The organism is Streptomyces sp. MK7 (assembly GCF_032658145.1).
Classification (GTDB): Bacteria; Actinomycetota; Actinomycetes; order Streptomycetales; family Streptomycetaceae; genus Streptomyces; species Streptomyces spiralis.
The window spans coordinates 41,941-58,170 of sequence record NZ_JAVACL010000047.1 but is presented as its reverse complement, the minus strand read 5'-3'; the positions used below and the strand labels follow the sequence as shown (position 1 = coordinate 58,170).

Here is a 16,230-nt window from a genome sequence, read left to right as displayed (position 1 = left end):
GGTCGTTGCACTCTGAGCGTCCGACCCGGACGGACATAGTGCAAGGACCCCTTAGGGGGTTCCACCAGGGGGTGTCCACCCCGAGTCGCCCACCCAGGGGAGGACTGTGCGTGATCCGTACTCCATCGGCAGTATGACCCATTGCGTGCTCAGGGACGACGACGGAGAGAGATCGGCACGGCAGGCTTGTGGACCATGGAAGCCGACCCTTCGCCGCGCCGGGCCCGCGGCCCCCGCGTCCCGCAGAGGAGCAGCTCATGAGCGCCCTCGCGCTGTCCGTGCTGCTGTCGCTCGTGTCCGCCGTCGCCTACGCCGGCGGCGCGATCGTGCAGGAGCGCGTCGCGGTGTCCGCCTCCGGCGAAGAGTACGCGCCGCTGCGCCGGCCCGCCTGGTGGGCGGCGGTCGCGCTCAACGGACTCGGCGGGCTGCTGCACGTGGTGGCGCTGGCCTGCGGTCCGCTCAGCCTGGTCCAGCCGCTGGGTGCCCTGACCATCGTGTTCGCGCTGCCCATGGCCGCCCTCTTCGTCGGCCGCCGGGCGGGGGCCGCGGCGTGGCGGGGCGCGATCATGGCGACGGTGGGTCTGGCGGGTCTGCTGTCCCTGGTGGGCGCGTCGGACACGCAGTCGCTCAGCGCCGCGCAGCGCCTGGCCGTGGCCGTGGTCACCGGCGGTGCGGTGGTGGCGCTGACGGTCGCCGGCCGGGCCGCGCACCGGCACCCGGCCGTGCGCAGCGTGCTGCTCGCCACCGGCTCCGGCATCGCCTTCGGCATGTCCTCGGTGTTCACCAAGACGGTCGCCGTGGACTGGAGCGACGGCGTCTCGGCGTCGGATCTGCCGTCCCTGGCCGCGATAGGCGTCCTCGCCACGGCGGGCATGCTGCTGTCGCAGGCGTCGTACCGGGGCGGCGGCCTGGCCGCGCCACTGGCCACGCTGACGGTGGTGAACCCGGTGGTGGCGGCGGCGGTCGGCATCACCATGTTCGGTGAGACCTTCCGCTACGGCACCACCGGCACCGTGCTCGCCCTGGGCTGCGGTGTGGTGGCCACCGGCGGCCTGATCCTGCTGACCACCGAACGCCTCGGGCGCGCGGACGAGTCGCTGCCGGCCGGTGAGACCGCGGCGGGAGGCCTGCCGCCGCTGGGAGGCCTGGCGCCGGAGGAGCAGATCCCGGAGGAGGCGTCGGCGACCGGGACGCCGAGGAACGGGGCGCGGACGCCCGAGGTTCCCGTTCTCGGGCAGGCCGGCACGGCGCCGGCGGACACCCTCGTCCCCGCAGCGCCGTCCCCCGGGGCGGCGGGCGTCGGCGCCGCCGGCGCCAGGGTGGTGGGCGCCGGCGCGGCGACGGAGACCGGTGGCGGGCCGGGCGGCGAAGCGCCGCTCTTCCCCGGCGTCTTCCACGCCGGCCCGTACTGCGCCGGCCCGCTCTGCGGTGTCTCCTTCTACGGCGGGACGTACGTCCCGATACCCGCCCTGGACCGGCGCCGCGCCGGCGTCGGCGCCCGCGTCAGATCGTGACGCCGCCGGCCCGGAGATAGGCGACCGGGTCGATGTCCGTACCGAAACCGGGCCCCGTCCGCACCTCGAAGTGCAGATGCGGGCCGGTCACGTTGCCCGTGGCCCCCGAGCGCCCTATGCGCTGCCCGGCGGTGACCGTCTGCCCGGCCCGTACGGAGATCGCCGACAGATGCCCGTACTGGGTGTAGCGGCCGTCGGCGTGCCGGATCACCACCTGGTAGCCGTAGGCACCGCCCCACCCGGCGTCGACCACCCGCCCGGCTGCGGCCGCGTGCACGGACGTCCCGGTGGGCACCTCGAAGTCGACGCCGGTGTGGTAGCCCTTCGACCAGTGGGGCCCTGACACGCGGTAGCCCGTGCCGAGCGGGCCCCGCACGGGGGCGACGAGGGTGTGCGAGGCGGTGTGGGGCCGGCCGGCTTTGCTCGGCCCGCTCCGGTCGCCCCGGGTGGCGGGCTTCGTCGCGGTCCGGCCGGACGGACGCGTGGCGGTGGAGCTCTCCTCGGCGGCCGGACGGCCCGTGCGGGCCGGCTGGGTCGTCCGGGCCGGCTGGGTCGTCCGGGCCGGCTGGGTCGTGCGGGCCGGCTGGGTCGTCCGGCCGGTGAGGAGGGAGAGGCGCTGGCCCGGCAGGATCAGATCCGGGTCGTCGCCGACCGTGGCGCGGTTGGCGGCGTACAGCTGGTGCCAGCCGCCCCGGACGTGACGCTCCTCGGCGATCCCGGAGAGGGTGTCGCCGCGGACCACCGTGTACATCTCGGCCCGCCCGGCGCGGGACTGGGGAGTGGCCTGCGGCCGCACGTCACGGACCGAACTCCCGTCGCGCCCAGCACCCTTGGAGCTGTTGGTGCGCTTGGAACTGTCGGTGCGCTTGGAGCCGTCGTGGCCCTTGGAGCCGTCCCCGCCCGCGGTGTTCGTGCTGCCCCGGCTCTGCGCCTGCCGGGCCGCCGCGCCGTCCGGGTGGACGCCGGGGTCGCCGCCGCCGCGGGTCAGACCGGCCCGCACCGAGCACACCGGCCAGGCGCCGGGGCCCTGGCCGTCGAGCACCTTCTCCGCGATCGCGATCTGCTGGTCCCTGGTGGCCAGGTCGGCGCGCGGCGCGTACCGCGTGCCGCCGTACGCCTCCCAGGTGGACCTGGTGAACTGCAGGCCGCCGTAGAAGCCGTTGCCGGTGTTGATGCTCCAGTTGCCGCTCGACTCGCAGGCGGCGACCTTGTTCCAGGTGGACGCGTCGGCCGCGTGCGCGGCGCCCGCACCGATGAGCGGGAGGGCCATGCCCGCGCCGCCCGCGGTGACGGTGAGTGAGGCGCGGTTGATCCTGTTCGGCTGGTACCGGCGGTGCCGGCCGCGTGCGGCCATGTCTGAAGCCCCCCTCGCCATGCGTCAGGAGGGGCAAAAGTAAATGCCGCGAACGAGCCATGACAAGACGGCTGTCGGCCGCTTCGGCGGCACAAGTGGCCGACAGATGGCTTCCGTTGGCCGGATCGGTTGTATTCGCCGATCGGATCGGTCGTGTCCGCGCTGAGGCAACGGGCAGATGCGGTACGTAAGGGAGGATGTCGTGGACGTGCCGTGCGGCGGACCGGGTCCGGATGTGCGGTGGCCGCGGGGGCACGCCAGGATGGTCGAAGGGGTTCCAGCCGATGATCCACCGGATCCTTGAGGAGCAGGCGGTATGAGCACAACAGCCCAGATCGGCGTGACGGGGCTCGCGGTCATGGGCCGCAACCTCGCCCGAAACTTCGCGCGCAACGGCTACACGGTCGCGCTGCACAACCGGACGGTGGCGCGGACGCACGAGCTGGTGGAGGAGTTCGGGCACGAGGGCGACTTCGTCGCGGCCGAGACCGCCAAGGATTTCGTGGCGGCGCTGGAGCGGCCGCGCCGCCTGGTGATCATGGTGAAGGCGGGCGAGCCGACGGACGCGGTGATCCAGGAGTTCGCTCCGCTGCTGGAGCCCGGCGACATGATCATCGACGGTGGCAACGCGCACTTCGCGGACACCCGGCGCCGCGAGCGTGAGCTGCGCGAGCAGGGCATCCACTTCGTCGGCACGGGCATCTCCGGCGGCGAGGAGGGCGCGCTGCACGGGCCCAGCATCATGCCGGGCGGCTCGACGGAGTCGTACGGCTCGCTGGGCCCGATGCTGGAGAAGATCTCCGCGAAGGCGAAGGACGGCGCGCCGTGCGTCACCCACATCGGCCCGGACGGTGCCGGTCACTTCGTGAAGATGGTGCACAACGGCATCGAGTACGCCGACATGCAGCTGATCGGCGAGGCGTACCAGCTGCTGCGCGACGTGGCCGGGTACTCCCCCGCCCGGATCGCGGAGATCTTCCGTACCTGGAACACGGGGCGGCTGGACTCGTATCTGATCGAGATCACCGCCGAGGTGCTGTCGCACGTGGACGCGGCGACGGGCAAGCCGTTCGTGGACGTGGTGACGGACCAGGCCGAGCAGAAGGGCACGGGCCGCTGGACGGTGCAGATCGCCCTCGACCTGGGCGTGCCGGTGTCGGGCATCGCGGAGGCGGTCTTCGCGCGCTCCCTGTCCGGGCACGCGGCGCTGCGGGAGGCCTCGCGCTCCCTGGCCGGCCCGAAAGCCTCCCCGCTGTCCGAAGCGGAGGCGGCGGCCTTCGCGGACCGGGTGGAGCAGGCGCTGTACGCCTCGAAGATCGTCTCCTACACACAGGGCTTCCACGAGATCGCGGCGGGCAGCGAGGAGTACGGCTGGGACATCGACCTCGGTGCCGTCTCCGCCATCTGGCGCGGCGGCTGCATCATCCGCGCGGCCTTCCTGGACCGTATCCGCGCCGCGTACGACGCCCGCCCCGACCTGCCGAGCCTCCTGTCCGACGAGACCTTCGCCCAGGAGATCGCGGCGGCCCAGGACGACTGGCGCGAGGTGCTGGTCGCGGCGACGCGGCAGGGCGTGCCGACGCCCGGCTTCTCGGCCGCGCTCGCCTACTACGACGCCCTGCGCGCCGAGCGGCTGCCGGCCGCCCTCACCCAGGGCCAGCGCGACTTCTTCGGCGCGCATACCTACCGGCGCGTGGACCGGGACGGCTCCTTCCACACGCTGTGGGGCGGTGACCGGTCGGAGGTGAGCGCGTAAGAGCGCGCGGCTCGAACGGACGAGGACGGTGGGCGGCCCGGGGCCGCCCACCGTCGGCGTGCGGGGGACGCGCCTGGATCCCCTGATCCCCTGCGCTCCTGATCTCCTGCGCTCCTGATCTCAGGTGAGGGGTGGCCCCGGCTCGGGACTCGGCACGGGCTCCGGGCCCGGTGGAATCGGGGACGGGGAGGGCTCGGGCGTCGGCCCGGGCTGCGGCGGTGTGGGCCCAGGTCCCGGAGGCGGCGGCCCGGGTGCCGGGGGCGGGGTCGGCTCCGGGGGCGGGGTCGGCCCGGGGCCCGGCGGTGGTCCCGGAACCGGGGGCGGCTCGGGGACGGGGTGCGGCTCCGGGACCGGATGCGGCTCGGGGGCCGGGTGCGGCTCCGGGTACGGCTCGGGTTGCTGGGGGTCCGGGCCCGGCGTCGGTGGCGGCGAAACAGGGTCGGGGTAGGGGTTCGTCATGGTGCTCCGTCCTCCAGCCAGTCGTTCGACATCGCCTTGGACTACTCCCCCGCCTACCCGACGGCCGCCCGGCCAGTCACCCAAGGGCATGAGCCCGAGGACCCGGCTGGGCTCACCGGGCGCGGCTGCGAGGGGCGTGGGCCGCGGGCACGGATCAGGTGGCCTCCGGCGTCCCGGCGGTCTCCGCAATCCCGGCCGCGACCGCGATGCGACTACCCAGGGATCCCGTCGGCCCGCCCGAGCTCGGCAGGCCCGGAGATCCCAGTGGCCACGGAGGTCTCGGGCGGCAGCGCGGTCTGCGTGGTCTGCGTGGTCTCGGTTGCCCTTGCCGCTGCCGCGAGTCCGGGGCGGGGGCTGGAGAGGGTGGGGACGGGTGTCGTGGTCAGGTGCTGGGCCGGGGCCATGGAGGCCTGGGCGAGGACGATCACGTCGGCGTCGGCGGAGCCGATCGCGTCGGCCGCGCCCGCCACCTCGCGGACGTACCCCTCGGTGTCGCCGGCCTGGAAGCGCGCCCAGGCACTGCCGACGAGGAGGGGGCGGACGGTGACGGGCCGGCCGGCGCGGCGCGCCTCGTCCTCGATGAGGGCGACGGTCGGCGCGAGGGTGCTCTCCACCGTGGCGACGACGACCACGCGCGGGCCGGCGGCCACCGCCGCAGCGGCCATGGGCCGGTCCACGCGCAGCACCGGCACCTTCGCTCCCGCACCGACCGTCTCCGCGACGCCGCCGATGGTCGAGCAGGTGCACAGCACCGCGCGGGCACCCTCCGCGACCGCGCGGTCGAGCACCGCCCGCACCTCGTCGGTCACCGCGTCCGGGCTCTCCCGGCGGGCCCGGTGCAGCAGTTCCTCGTCGACGAAGTGCCGCAGTCGCAGGTGCGGATGGTGCCTGTTGCGCAATGCGTCGAAGACCGGGACGTGCACCGGCGAGGTGTGCAGCAGGGCGAGCACCGCCGAGCCGCCCGTCATGTTCAGAACCGCCCGGGATGTGCCGCGAGCCAGGCCTGTGCGGCTTCCAGCAGCTCGGGGTCGGCCGCCGGGGCCTCCTCCGGGTGGCGCTCGGCCCACCCGACGACGTACGGGCACAGCGGGGCCACGGTGGTGTCCTCTCGCTGCGCCATGGCGTGGATCTCGCGCGCCAGCGAGCCCGCGATGCCCTTGCCCTCATGGGCCGGCTCCACGATCGTGTGCACGGGCACCAGCGCGCGCCGGGGCCCGTCGAGGACGAAGTACTCGACGCGGCCCACCACTTCACCGTCGGCGACCGCCTCCAGGCGGCCGGCCGCTCGGTCGTCGCGGATGTCGATGTCAGCCATCGGCCGGCTCCTCCTGGACGTGTCGTTCGGCGGCGGTCAGGCGGGTACGGCCTGCGGGCTGCGCTGCTGGTCCGTGCCCGGTACGGGAGCGGACGGGTCGGCGCCCAGCTCCACGATCCGGTTGCCCGCGTCCACGTGCACCACCCGCGGCTTCAGCGTCCGTGCCTCGGCGTCGGTCACCTGAGCGTAGCTGATGATGATCACGAGGTCACCGGGGTGCACGAGGTGCGCCGCCGCCCCGTTGATGCCGACGACCCCCGACCCCCGCTCGCCCTCGATGACGTACGTCTCCAGCCGGGACCCGTTGGTGATGTCGACGATGTGCACGAGCTCACCGGGCAGCAGATCGGCCGCGTCCAGCAGGTCCGCGTCGATGGTCACCGATCCCACGTAGTGCAGGTCGGCCTGGGTGACGGTGGCACGGTGGATCTTGGACTTGAACATTGTACGGAACACGAAGAATCTCCCGGTTTGTCTGCTCCCTGCCTGCCTTTGCAGGTCAAGGGCCGTGTCCGGAGGCTACAACCATTCGCGTCTTCGGTCAGCTGTCCCCAGGTGTCTCAGGACTCACACTGACCTATTGCTGACTTTTCCAACGCACCGTCAGGTCGGCGCCGAGGCCCCATTCAGTCCTTGACTCCATGCGCGGACGACCTCAGCGGCAGCCGTCCTCACGGCAGCCATGTCCTTGCCGAAGCCGGACGCATTTTAGACGTCGTAAGGCATCTCGCTGATGACCAGGCTGTGGTCGTCGATCCAGAGGCAGCCCCTGGACGACCGCCGAGTCATGGGCGGCATCGGTGATGACGGTGGTTCGTACGGGTCGGAAGGAGATCAACGACTCCGTGACGGTCTCCAAGCCATCGTCCCGAAGGCCGTAGGCGGGCAACTGCCGCACCGACGAGAAGGCTCAGCCTCTCGTTCAGGTCGGAAAATGCCTGAGTACGCCGAGACGCTGCAGCTCCACGATGTGCTCTGCCGCCCGCCGCGGTGCTTCCCCGCCGGTCACCAGCACACCAGCCTCGATGTTGCGCCGAACCGCGGACTCGGTCAGGTTGGCGCTGCCGAGAAAGAGGGTGCGGCGATCGGCGACCGCGAGCTTGGCGTGCTGGCGTGAGCCGGCCTGTTCGGCCGGGTTCCGGTCCCATACCCACAGAACCAGCCCGGGCACGGAGGCGAACGCGTCGGCGGGTTCCTTTCCCGAGAGAAGTCCGCCGGAGCCTGCCAGTGTCTCGACCACGACGTGTATCTCCACGCCCCTGTCCGCAGCCGTCCTCAGGGCTCGGGTCAGTGCCGGATAAGGACGGGCCGCGTACGTCATGGCCAGCAGTTCGTGCTGCGCCCCGTTGATCACCTCGATGAGCACCTGGGCTGTGGCGCGCACCGGCACGGCTGGTGTCGAGGGGCCACTCCACACCGTGCAGACCCGTACCGTATCCCGGGCCAGTCGTCGGGCGGCGGCATAGCCGCGCACATAGGCAGCCGCCTCGGCGGGCGGCACCGACTCCGACTGCATCGCGTCGCAGAGTCGCGCGACGGCCTCGCCGACTCCCGGGGTCGCCAGTTCGGTCAGTATCCGCTCCCTGGAACGTGCCTGGGCCAGCAGGCCGGCGAGGTCCTTGCTCCGGGAGAGTCCGAGGGCCGCGACCGCGGCCTCGGCAGCGGCCTCGAACGCGGGTCGGCTCACGGCAGCAGACCGGTCGGCGTCAGCACCGGATCCTTGTCCCCTGCCAGCGGGACGAGGAAACGACGGTCCAGGAACCTGTTGCCGCGTTCGCACGTGGTTTCCGACACGAACAGGCAGACATGGCACGCGGCTCCGTGAAGGAAGTCGGCCGGGTCGTGCGGCAGGCGTTCGGCGCAGAGCGGGTCGGCCGAGCAGTGACAGGCATCCGCCAGAGCCCGGCTCACGATCCGATCGAACTCCCGCTCCTCGGCAAGGGAGACGAGACCGCCCAGAGTGCCCTCGGAATCCGGAACCGCGGTGTAGATGAGAATGCCGGTCCGCGGGTTGTGCTCGTCTCCCGCGTAGATCCGTTCTGCGAGCGAGGCGGAGTTGTAGCCGCATTCCAGCGCGATGGTGCGGATCAGTAGATGGGAGAGGGTGTGCAGCGCGATGTACCGTGCTCCGGGCCAGCCGTAATAGGGATCGAAGTCACTGGTCTTGCGGTCCGACTTCCGGTTGGAGCGGAACCGCGCGTACGCCTCCCGGTGCGCTTCCATCTGTGGCGACTTGTCCATACGCGCGACCCACTCGGCCATCAGGTCGTCTCGCACACGCAGGAAGACGCCCTCGCCGCGCACCTCGCTGGCCGGCACCCAGTTCCGAACCCCGCGGGACAGCTCGACACGCGTGGCGATCTCCGGCGATTCCGGGTCGGGCGCGTCGAGTCGTGTGAAGCCGATCAGCGCCCGCGCCTCGCGCAGCCGTTCGACCTGCCGTAGGTCGGCGAAGAAGTCGCTCAGAAGGGCCGGGACCGGGATCTGGCGCAGTGCGAAGTCGTCGCTGGGTGCGGGGACGGGCCCGGAGAGTGCTTCCCATTCGGGTCCGAAGAGGTCGGCTTGGACGTCGGGTGCGGAGGGAGCCGGTCCGGCCGTCCCCTGCTTGCGGGCTGTGATCGCCGCGACCACCGCGTCGGCGTCAAACTCCTTGAGGAAGGCGAACTTGGGCATGCGCGCCATGAAGTCGAACTGACTGCTGTCGTCTATGAGTTCGAGGTCGGGCCAGTGGTCGTCGAGGAGCTTGTCGATGTCTCCGCCCTGTGCCTTGGGGAGGGCCAGGGCACTGAGGGTGAGCGGGAACCACTGGTTGGACGCTCCCGCCACCATCAGGACCGGTTCCTTCTCGCAGCTGTTCGGCTCGTAGGTGCCGAGGTGCGGGTGCCGTCCACGGCACGAAGGCAGGTTACGGCGGCCACGCTCGCCCATGGCTTCCCGGATGTTGCGCTTCACACCGCAGGCGACGCACTCGATGGTCACGTTGGCGGCCTGGTTGCCGCCGTGGTCCTTCATGCGCAGTTTGGGGCGCGGCGTCTTGCCGCAGGCTTGGCCGTGGTGGACGTACGCGGTGTAAGGGAACTCGTCGAGATGGCCGGCGGTGCAGACCAGCGTGAAGCGGGCAGCCACGGCGAGTGGTTTTCCGCGCTTGCAGTCGTGGACGAACTTCGCCTCGTGCGGTGCCCGTGGGTTGGAGTTGACGAAGGCGAACTCCCCTGAGTCGATGGCGGCCAGGACGTTGCACGCTGTGCAGCGCAGCCACTGCGGGAAGGGCGTGACGGGCACTCCCACCCCCTGCGCCGCCCAGCCCTTGGGGTCCGTGTCGGCGCCCTCGAGCCAGGGAGCGGCGCGCAGCTGCTCGACCTGTCCGCGCCCGTAGCGCTGCAGGGATCGGTTGACGGCGGCGCGGAGCCGCGGCTCGTCGATGTCGTAGTCGGTGACGCCGGAGTGGCTCCAGGAATCGAGACCCCGGATGAGCACCGAGAAGTTGGGCAGGTCGACAAGGGCGCCGACACCGGCGGTGAACATGAGGTGGCTCGGCCGTACGGCACCGACCCTGCGGTTGCTGCCATGGGTGCTCATCGCTGCGCCTTCCTGACCGTGTCGGCCGTGACGGGGCCGTACTCGTCGCTGTCCACGGTGGTCGCCGTGTCGGGGTCGGTGTCGGTCCCTGAGGCGCCGAACGACCAATCGGGTCCGCCGCCCGAGGGTTCCTCCAGGAACGCTCCCCCGCCAGGCAGGAGCAGGTTGATCTCGTTCTCCGTCTCACGCATCGACATGCCGACGGTGAGCTCGGTCCACCGGGACCCGTCCGCCCGCCTCAGCAGTCCGTTCACGACGGTCGTCTTGTGCTTCTCCTTGCGGTAGCCGAGCGCCGAGCTGCTCTCGTCGCGCTTGCGGCGCCATTCGTCCTTCAGCCGGTCCAGCCGTTCACTCAGGTACTGGCGGGCCCGGTCGCGTCCCACCCGTTCGGCACGTTCCAGGAGCCGCCGTTCCACGCCCTGCGCCAGCTCTCCGTCGAGGTCGACGTGGTGGGCGTCGAGATTGCGGGAAGTGTCGTAGGCCGCGTGCCGCAGGGCGGCGACGTAGGTGGCGGCGACGCCTCGGTCGAGTGCCCGGCGGGTGTACGGGGTGACGGAGAGGGCCTCCACCTGACGGTAGAAGGTGGCGTGGTAGTGCTCGAAGTCCTCGTAGTGTGCGAGGTCACGGGGGCGCGACCAGTTGTAGAGGGTCACGACCAGGCCGGGACGTGCAGCGTCACGGCCGACCCGGGAGGACGCCTGGATGTACTCGGCGGTGTTCTTGGGCTGACCGACGACCAGCATCAGGCCGAAGCGGGAGACGTCGACACCGACCTGCAGCATGGAGGTGGCGAGGACCACGTCCACGGCCTGACGGACGGTCGGGGTCATGGAGGCACGCGGTTCGCGCTTCTCCTTCACTGCCGCCGCGTACTCGCGCAGGAGGGCTCGGCGACGGACCGAGGTGTCACGCTCGGGGTCGAACTCGATCTCCAGCCGCTTCAGGGCGGCGCCGATGTCCGCCGAGGAGATACGGGAGGTCAGCTCCTGGATGCTGAGCATCCCCGCTCTGCTCACGATGCGGTCGGACAGCGTGTCCTGGCCCTTGCGGCTGCCGTTGGCCCGCACACGGGTGGTGATGTCGTCGTCCATGTACCGCCGCATGCCGGCGAGTTCACGCGTCGCGTTGAAGTAGCCGACGAGGGTCATGTACGGGTCCGCCGGCCGGCCGTAGTCGTCGAAGAGCTGCTGCCCCGCGAGCAACAGGATCTCCGCGACGCGGATCTCGGCCGCCTTCAGACGCGTGCCGTGCGCGCACACGCCGAGATAGCGACGGCCGGGGGTGTCCCTGCTCAGCTCCGCCTGCCGGGAGAAGAAGGTGTCGCCGACATCGAGCACTTGGGGCGGGAAGACGGCGACCTCGCGGCCGAAGACACCGCGCACCTGGTCGGCGGCCCGCTTGGTGGTCGCGGTGGATGCGACGATCTTGGGACCGGTTTCCCGGCGCCGTCCGTGGGCGTCGGTGAAGCTCCATGTGCACAACTGGTCGACGGCGGCTTCGAAGAGGCCGACCGTGGTGCCGAGAGCCCCGGATATCAGGTGCAGCTCGTCCTGGATGATCAGGTCCGGCGGCCGCAGGCGGGTGACGGGCTGGGCGGTGACACCGGGGAGGTCGCCCCTGGCGTTGTGCCGGGCACCGCAACCGGTCTTGGCGTCCAGGTCGTCGTGGCGGTAACCGTGGCGGGGGCACAGCTCGGTGACCCTGCCGAACAGCAGGCCGGCGTAGCCGTTCCACGGGAGCTGGGCGAACTTGTCGACCGTGGCGATCAGCAGCGAGGGCGCCAGCCGGTAGATCTCCTCGTCGACGGTGAGGACGGGAATGCCCTCGCCGGGCGCCTCGCGGCGGGAGAAGGGGCAGCGGTCCTCCCCCTCGCCGCGCGGGCAGTACAGCAGTATTCGGCGGCGTCCCTCGTCGTACTCCATGTTGGAGCGCGCGGTCAGTCCGCTGCCGCACCAGGGGCAGGTGAGGACCTGGAGGACGCGGGCGTGCTTGTCGCTGGCGTTCTCCTTGGCTTCGGCGATCTGTTCCTTCGCTTCGTCGAACCAGTTCGGCGAGACGGAGGTGCCCACCCAGAGTCCGATGCGGAACGGGGTGGCACCCCAGCGCCGATCCCGCGCGAACTCGTGGCGGCGCAGGACTTCACAGGCGCTCACCAGGGCGGCCGCGCGCTGGAACTGCTGCGCTGTCAGGAGCCGCAGGGTGTAGCGCATGAGGACGCCCACCCCGGCCTCGCCGCTGCGGGCCTCGGCTCCCGAGCCGATCGTGCCCTGCAGGCGCCGCAGCGCGAAGGTGTAGGCGGCCAGGCCCAGATACGCCTCGGTCTTGCCACCACCGGTCGGGAAGAACAGCAGATCGACGAGGGCTTGGCGGCCGGTGCCGCGATGCGGGTGTCCGGGCTCGGTGAGTGAGGCGATGTTCAGCAGGACGAAGGCGAGCTGGAACGGACGCCAGCTGGCCGCCTCCTTCCCCTTGCCGTGGACCTCGGAGTGGGCCTCGCGGTAGGAGAGGGGGTCGTTCTCGCGGCCGGCCCGGGCGGCTGCGATGGCGGTGTTGCGTCGCTGCAGGGCCATGGCGCGGTTGGCGAACCGGAAGGCCGTCAGGGCGGTGTCGTCGGCCACGAGCCGGTCGATGCCGAGTGTGATGCGGTCGCACACCTCAAGTGCTTGCTCGATCGCGACCTCGGCTGACTCGCGCAGGTCGTCGGGGAGCGAGCGCGCGGCGTGGCGCTGCCGTTCCAGCCAGGCGGCGTACCCGTCGGCCAGCGGAGCGAGGGCCGCGCTGAGTTCGGCCCGGCGGTCGGGCACGGCGAGCGCCGCCAGTTCGTCCATGCTCAGCTCGAGCCCCTGGAGCAGGTCCTGCTCCTCCAGTGACGGCGCGGTGGTGGCTCTCACGTCGTACTCGGGGAGCCAGACGGTGGTCAGGCGGCGGGCGTTGCGCTCGCCCTCACGGACGTGCGCGTGCACGGCCACATTGCGGCCCTTGGCGTGGCTGAGGCTGTCCCGATACAGGAGGCGCAGCCGTCGCTCCTCGGCGTCTTCCGGCACGTTGCCTTGGCCGGGCGTGTCCAGCGGATCGTCGACCGGCAGGAAGACCGCCGCCTGCTCGTCGGGAAAGGCGGTGACGTCGATCTCGGTCTGGAAGAGCCAGTGGGCGTCGCGTGCGTCCCGGCTGTCCGGCTGCCGGTTCACCAGCGCTAGCTCGACGATGCGCAGGTCTTCTGCGCCCGTACGGCTGGTGTGCCGGCGTACCTGGACGTCGAGGACCACGGCGTCGCCGTCGAGTTCGACGGCCCGGTCGGCTCCGCCGGTCACGTCGATGTCCACCAGGCGCTCGACGGGCTCGCGCGACCAGACCCTGCGGGTCGTGCCCCGGTCGGTGGCCTCCTCCGACTGCGTGTAGCGTCCCCAGCGGACGGTGGCGCTGAGGGTGCCGACGGAGGCCGGGACGGTGAAGGACAGCCCCATGGAGGACGCCCAGATGTGTCCGGCGGCCTGCGGGCTCAACCGGTCCTGGAGATCGCTGTCGTCGCCCTCCTGCTCGTCGCCCGACTCGCCGTCCGCGCTCTGAGCGGCCGCACGGGCGATGCGGTCGGTGGTGACGGACAGGGGGCGCGGACCGAGCATGCCGACGAGGTACCGGTCTCGTGGCCCGGAGGAGGCGCTCGGCAGGGTCTCCGTCTCGCCGTCCCAGGGGCCCAGCAGATCCCGGCGGATGTAGGCCACGAGCGCGTCCCTCACCGCGTAGGAGTCCCCGGGCCGGAAGGTCTGGGGGACTTCGTCGAGCGGGTGCGGTACATCGGCCTGGGCAGGCTGGGCCGGCATGCGGTGGGTCCTTCCGGACGGGTCCGTTGAAGTACGGGCGTGCGCCGATGGTGTGACGGCATCAGAAATATAGATCGTTGACTGAGTTCACACAACGATTATGGGTAGGTCCGTCGCTCGGTATCGGCATCAGTCTTTAGGCTGTTGCACGCCCACCGCCCGCCAGCGATCCGAGGACGCCCATGCCCCGTCTCGCCCTCGCCGACGACTTCGTCGCCGATCTGATCTCCTTGCAGAGACCGGTCCAGAAGGAGGTCAACGACGCGATCCAGATGTTCCGGAGCCTGACCGTGCCTCAGCTCCATGCCAGCAAGGGGATGCATCTGGAGAAGCTCGAAGGGGCGCGCGACCCCCGGATCCGCACCATCCGGATCACCAGGTTCTACCGGGGGGTGCTCCTCGCCCCGGACGACGGCAGCGAGCTGTACACGCTGCTGCGGGTCGCTCCGCACGACGAGGCGATCAGCTGGGCCTGCAAGCGTGCCTACTCGGTCAACGGCGCCACCGGCGGCCTCGAGGTCCGCAACGTCGAGGCGCTCGAACAGATGGAGACCTACTTCGAGACGAAAGCGCTCGAAACCCCGGGTCGGCTCTTCGCCCAGCACTCCGACACTGTGCTGCGCGACCTCGGCATCGACGAGCAGGTCCTGCGACTGGCGCGCGTATGCGTCACGGGCGACGATCTGGCGGTCATGGCGCCGCCCATGATGCCCGCCGACCAGTACGAGGTGCTGGAGTACCTGGCGGCCGGCTACTCGCCCGAGGACGTCTGGGAGCAGCTGATCGCACCGCGCGGGCAGACGGTACGCACGGCCGAGGACCGGCCGGCCGTCACCCTCAGCGAGGCGATCCGCAACACACCCAACCGCATTGTGGAAGTGACCGGTCCCGGTGAGCTCGAGCGCATCCTCACCGAGGACTTCACCCGCTGGCGCGTCTTCCTGCACCCTGCTCAGCGCCGGTACGCCTACCACCCCGGCTTCAACGGGCCGGCCCAGGTGACGGGCGGCCCCGGCACCGGCAAGACCGTCGTTGCCCTCCATCGCGTACGGCATCTGCTGCGCACTGGGCGCGAGGGTGACCGGATCCTGCTCACCACCTTCACCAACGCCATGGCGGCCGCCCTGCGGGACAGCCTGGCCCTGCTGCTCGGGGACGCCGACGCCCATCTGCTCGACCGCGTGGACGTGACGACGGTGGACTCGTTGGCCGCGCGGGTCATACGCGAGGCGCGGGGCAGCTCCCCGAAACCGCTGTCGGCGGCGGCCGAGAAGAGTGCCTGGACCCGTGCCGCGGCGCGCGAGGACCTGCCCTGGTCGGAGCGTTTCCTGTCCCAGGAGTTCCGCAACGTCGTCCTGGCCCAGGGACTGCGCACGCCTGAGGAGTACCTGCGGTGTGTGCGCCGGGGGCGCGGCACTCAGGTGGGGCGGGTGCAACGCGCGCGGCTCTGGCGGGTCATGGAACGGTTCACCGGGGATCTGGCCTCGCGCGACTCGGCGACGTACACCATGCTGTGCGACCAGGCCGCCCGCATCCTGGCCGAGAAGGGGCCGCGCTACCGTCACGTCGTGGTGGACGAGGCGCAAGACCTCCACCCGGCCCAGTGGCGGGTGCTGCGCGCCTGCGTCGCTCCGCAGTCCGACGACCTGTTCCTCGTCGGCGATCCCCACCAGCGCATCTACGACTCCCGGGTCTCGCTGCGCTCGCTGGGCATCGACGTGCGCGGACGTACGTCCCGCCTGCGCGTCAACTACCGCAGCACCGAGGAGATTCTGCGCTGGTCGGCGTCCCTTCTCGACGGTCAGCCGGTGGGCCGGCTCGGTGAGGACGACGACGAGGACGGCGGCCGGGACTCGCTGCGGGGCTACCGCTCCGAGCTGCACGGACGCACACCGGTGGCCCGGGGCTACGCCAGCCAGGACGAGGAACTGCGCGCACTGGTGGCACAGATCCGGACCTGGGTCGACCAGGACGGGGTCCAACCGTCCGACGTGGCGGTGTGCGCCCGGTTCAACACCGTGGTCGACGCGGTCATCGCGCGTCTGCGCCGGGAGGGCGTCCCGGCGGTCGCGGTCAAGGACGACCCGGGGCCGGAGGTGTCGGGTGTGCGTGTGGCGACGATGCACGCGATGAAGGGGCTGGAGTTCCGCTGCGTGGCCGTCGTGGGCGTGACGTCGAGCGTGCTTCCCTTCGCTCCGCAGGTGACGCCCGCCGACGAGGACGCCGTGCAGCACCGTTCGGACCTGCTGGCCGAGCACTGCCTGCTCTTCGTCGCCTGTACGCGGGCGCGCGACGCGCTGGCGGTCTCCTGGAGCGGCGAGCGGAGCCGCATGCTGGACCCGGTCGCCGGCTGAGAGGCGAGGGCCGTGTCACGCGGACCGGAGCATGCCGTCCGCGTGACACGACCCGTCTGCGTGAGTGCCGTGGCTCGT

General features: G+C 71.6%; 10 protein-coding genes. 3 read left to right on the top strand and 7 right to left on the bottom strand.

Going from position 1 to position 16,230, the window contains the following annotated elements:
• Positions 1-257: 257 nt before the first annotated feature.
• Entirely contained in the window at positions 258-1,514 is a 1,257-nt protein-coding gene (locus R2S09_RS33500; RefSeq protein WP_316745103.1) for a DMT family transporter, read from the top strand.
• Here the strand turns inward: R2S09_RS33500 and R2S09_RS33495 are convergent.
• Complete coding sequence (locus tag R2S09_RS33495; RefSeq protein WP_316745101.1) at positions 1,504-2,868, bottom strand: transglycosylase family protein; 1,365 nt, start codon at positions 2,866-2,868, stop codon at positions 1,504-1,506. The genes R2S09_RS33500 and R2S09_RS33495 overlap by 11 nt on opposite strands.
• Positions 2,869-3,184: 316 nt before the next feature.
• On the opposite strand from R2S09_RS33495, the gene gndA reads away from it, so the two are divergent.
• Positions 3,185-4,624 (top strand): NADP-dependent phosphogluconate dehydrogenase, encoded by a 1,440-nt coding sequence (gndA, locus tag R2S09_RS33490; RefSeq protein WP_316745100.1) that lies wholly within the window; start codon positions 3,185-3,187, stop codon positions 4,622-4,624.
• A gap of 671 nt (positions 4,625-5,295) precedes the next feature.
• Here gndA and R2S09_RS33485 read toward each other — a convergent pair.
• The 6 genes from R2S09_RS33485 to drmA form a co-directional block, all read right to left on the bottom strand.
• Complete coding sequence (locus tag R2S09_RS33485; protein ID WP_316745106.1) at positions 5,296-6,033, bottom strand: aspartate/glutamate racemase family protein; 738 nt, start codon at positions 6,031-6,033, stop codon at positions 5,296-5,298.
• A 20-nt stretch (positions 6,034-6,053) separates the two neighbouring features.
• Entirely contained in the window at positions 6,054-6,398 is a 345-nt protein-coding gene (locus R2S09_RS33480; protein WP_316745099.1) for a GNAT family N-acetyltransferase, read from the bottom strand.
• Between the two features lie 36 nt (positions 6,399-6,434).
• Complete coding sequence (gene panD / locus R2S09_RS33475; RefSeq protein ID WP_316745097.1) at positions 6,435-6,854, bottom strand: aspartate 1-decarboxylase; 420 nt, start codon at positions 6,852-6,854, stop codon at positions 6,435-6,437.
• Between the two features lie 466 nt (positions 6,855-7,320).
• Positions 7,321-8,085, bottom strand: a complete 765-nt coding sequence (gene drmC / locus R2S09_RS33470) for a DISARM system phospholipase D-like protein DrmC (RefSeq protein WP_316745095.1) — start codon at positions 8,083-8,085, stop codon at positions 7,321-7,323.
• Positions 8,082-9,977, bottom strand: coding sequence for a DUF1998 domain-containing protein (locus tag R2S09_RS33465; RefSeq protein WP_316745093.1), 1,896 nt, complete (start codon positions 9,975-9,977; stop codon positions 8,082-8,084). The genes drmC and R2S09_RS33465 overlap by 4 nt, the downstream gene beginning before the upstream one ends.
• Positions 9,974-13,798: a DISARM system helicase DrmA gene (drmA, locus tag R2S09_RS33460; protein WP_316745092.1), complete on the bottom strand. Its 3,825-nt coding sequence runs from the start codon at positions 13,796-13,798 to the stop codon at positions 9,974-9,976. The genes R2S09_RS33465 and drmA overlap by 4 nt, the downstream gene beginning before the upstream one ends.
• A gap of 182 nt (positions 13,799-13,980) precedes the next feature.
• Between drmA and R2S09_RS33455 the strand changes: the two genes are divergently transcribed.
• Positions 13,981-16,152, top strand: a complete 2,172-nt coding sequence (locus R2S09_RS33455) for a UvrD-helicase domain-containing protein (RefSeq protein WP_316745090.1) — start codon at positions 13,981-13,983, stop codon at positions 16,150-16,152.
• Positions 16,153-16,230 lie beyond the last annotated feature (78 nt).

What these genes read in the sequence shown, in the direction of transcription:
- R2S09_RS33455 (WP_316745090.1), top strand. Translation starts at nt 13,981, where the DNA reads ATGCCCCGTCTCGCCCTCGCCGACGACTTCGTCGCCGATCTGATCTCC.
- R2S09_RS33495 (WP_316745101.1), bottom strand. Translation starts at nt 2,868, where the DNA reads ATGGCCGCACGCGGCCGGCACCGCCGGTACCAGCCGAACAGGATCAAC.
- gndA (WP_316745100.1), top strand. Translation starts at nt 3,185, where the DNA reads ATGAGCACAACAGCCCAGATCGGCGTGACGGGGCTCGCGGTCATGGGC.
- R2S09_RS33500 (WP_316745103.1), top strand. Translation starts at nt 258, where the DNA reads ATGAGCGCCCTCGCGCTGTCCGTGCTGCTGTCGCTCGTGTCCGCCGTC.
- R2S09_RS33480 (WP_316745099.1), bottom strand. Translation starts at nt 6,398, where the DNA reads ATGGCTGACATCGACATCCGCGACGACCGAGCGGCCGGCCGCCTGGAG.
- R2S09_RS33465 (WP_316745093.1), bottom strand. Translation starts at nt 9,977, where the DNA reads ATGAGCACCCATGGCAGCAACCGCAGGGTCGGTGCCGTACGGCCGAGC.
- drmA (WP_316745092.1), bottom strand. Translation starts at nt 13,798, where the DNA reads ATGCCGGCCCAGCCTGCCCAGGCCGATGTACCGCACCCGCTCGACGAA.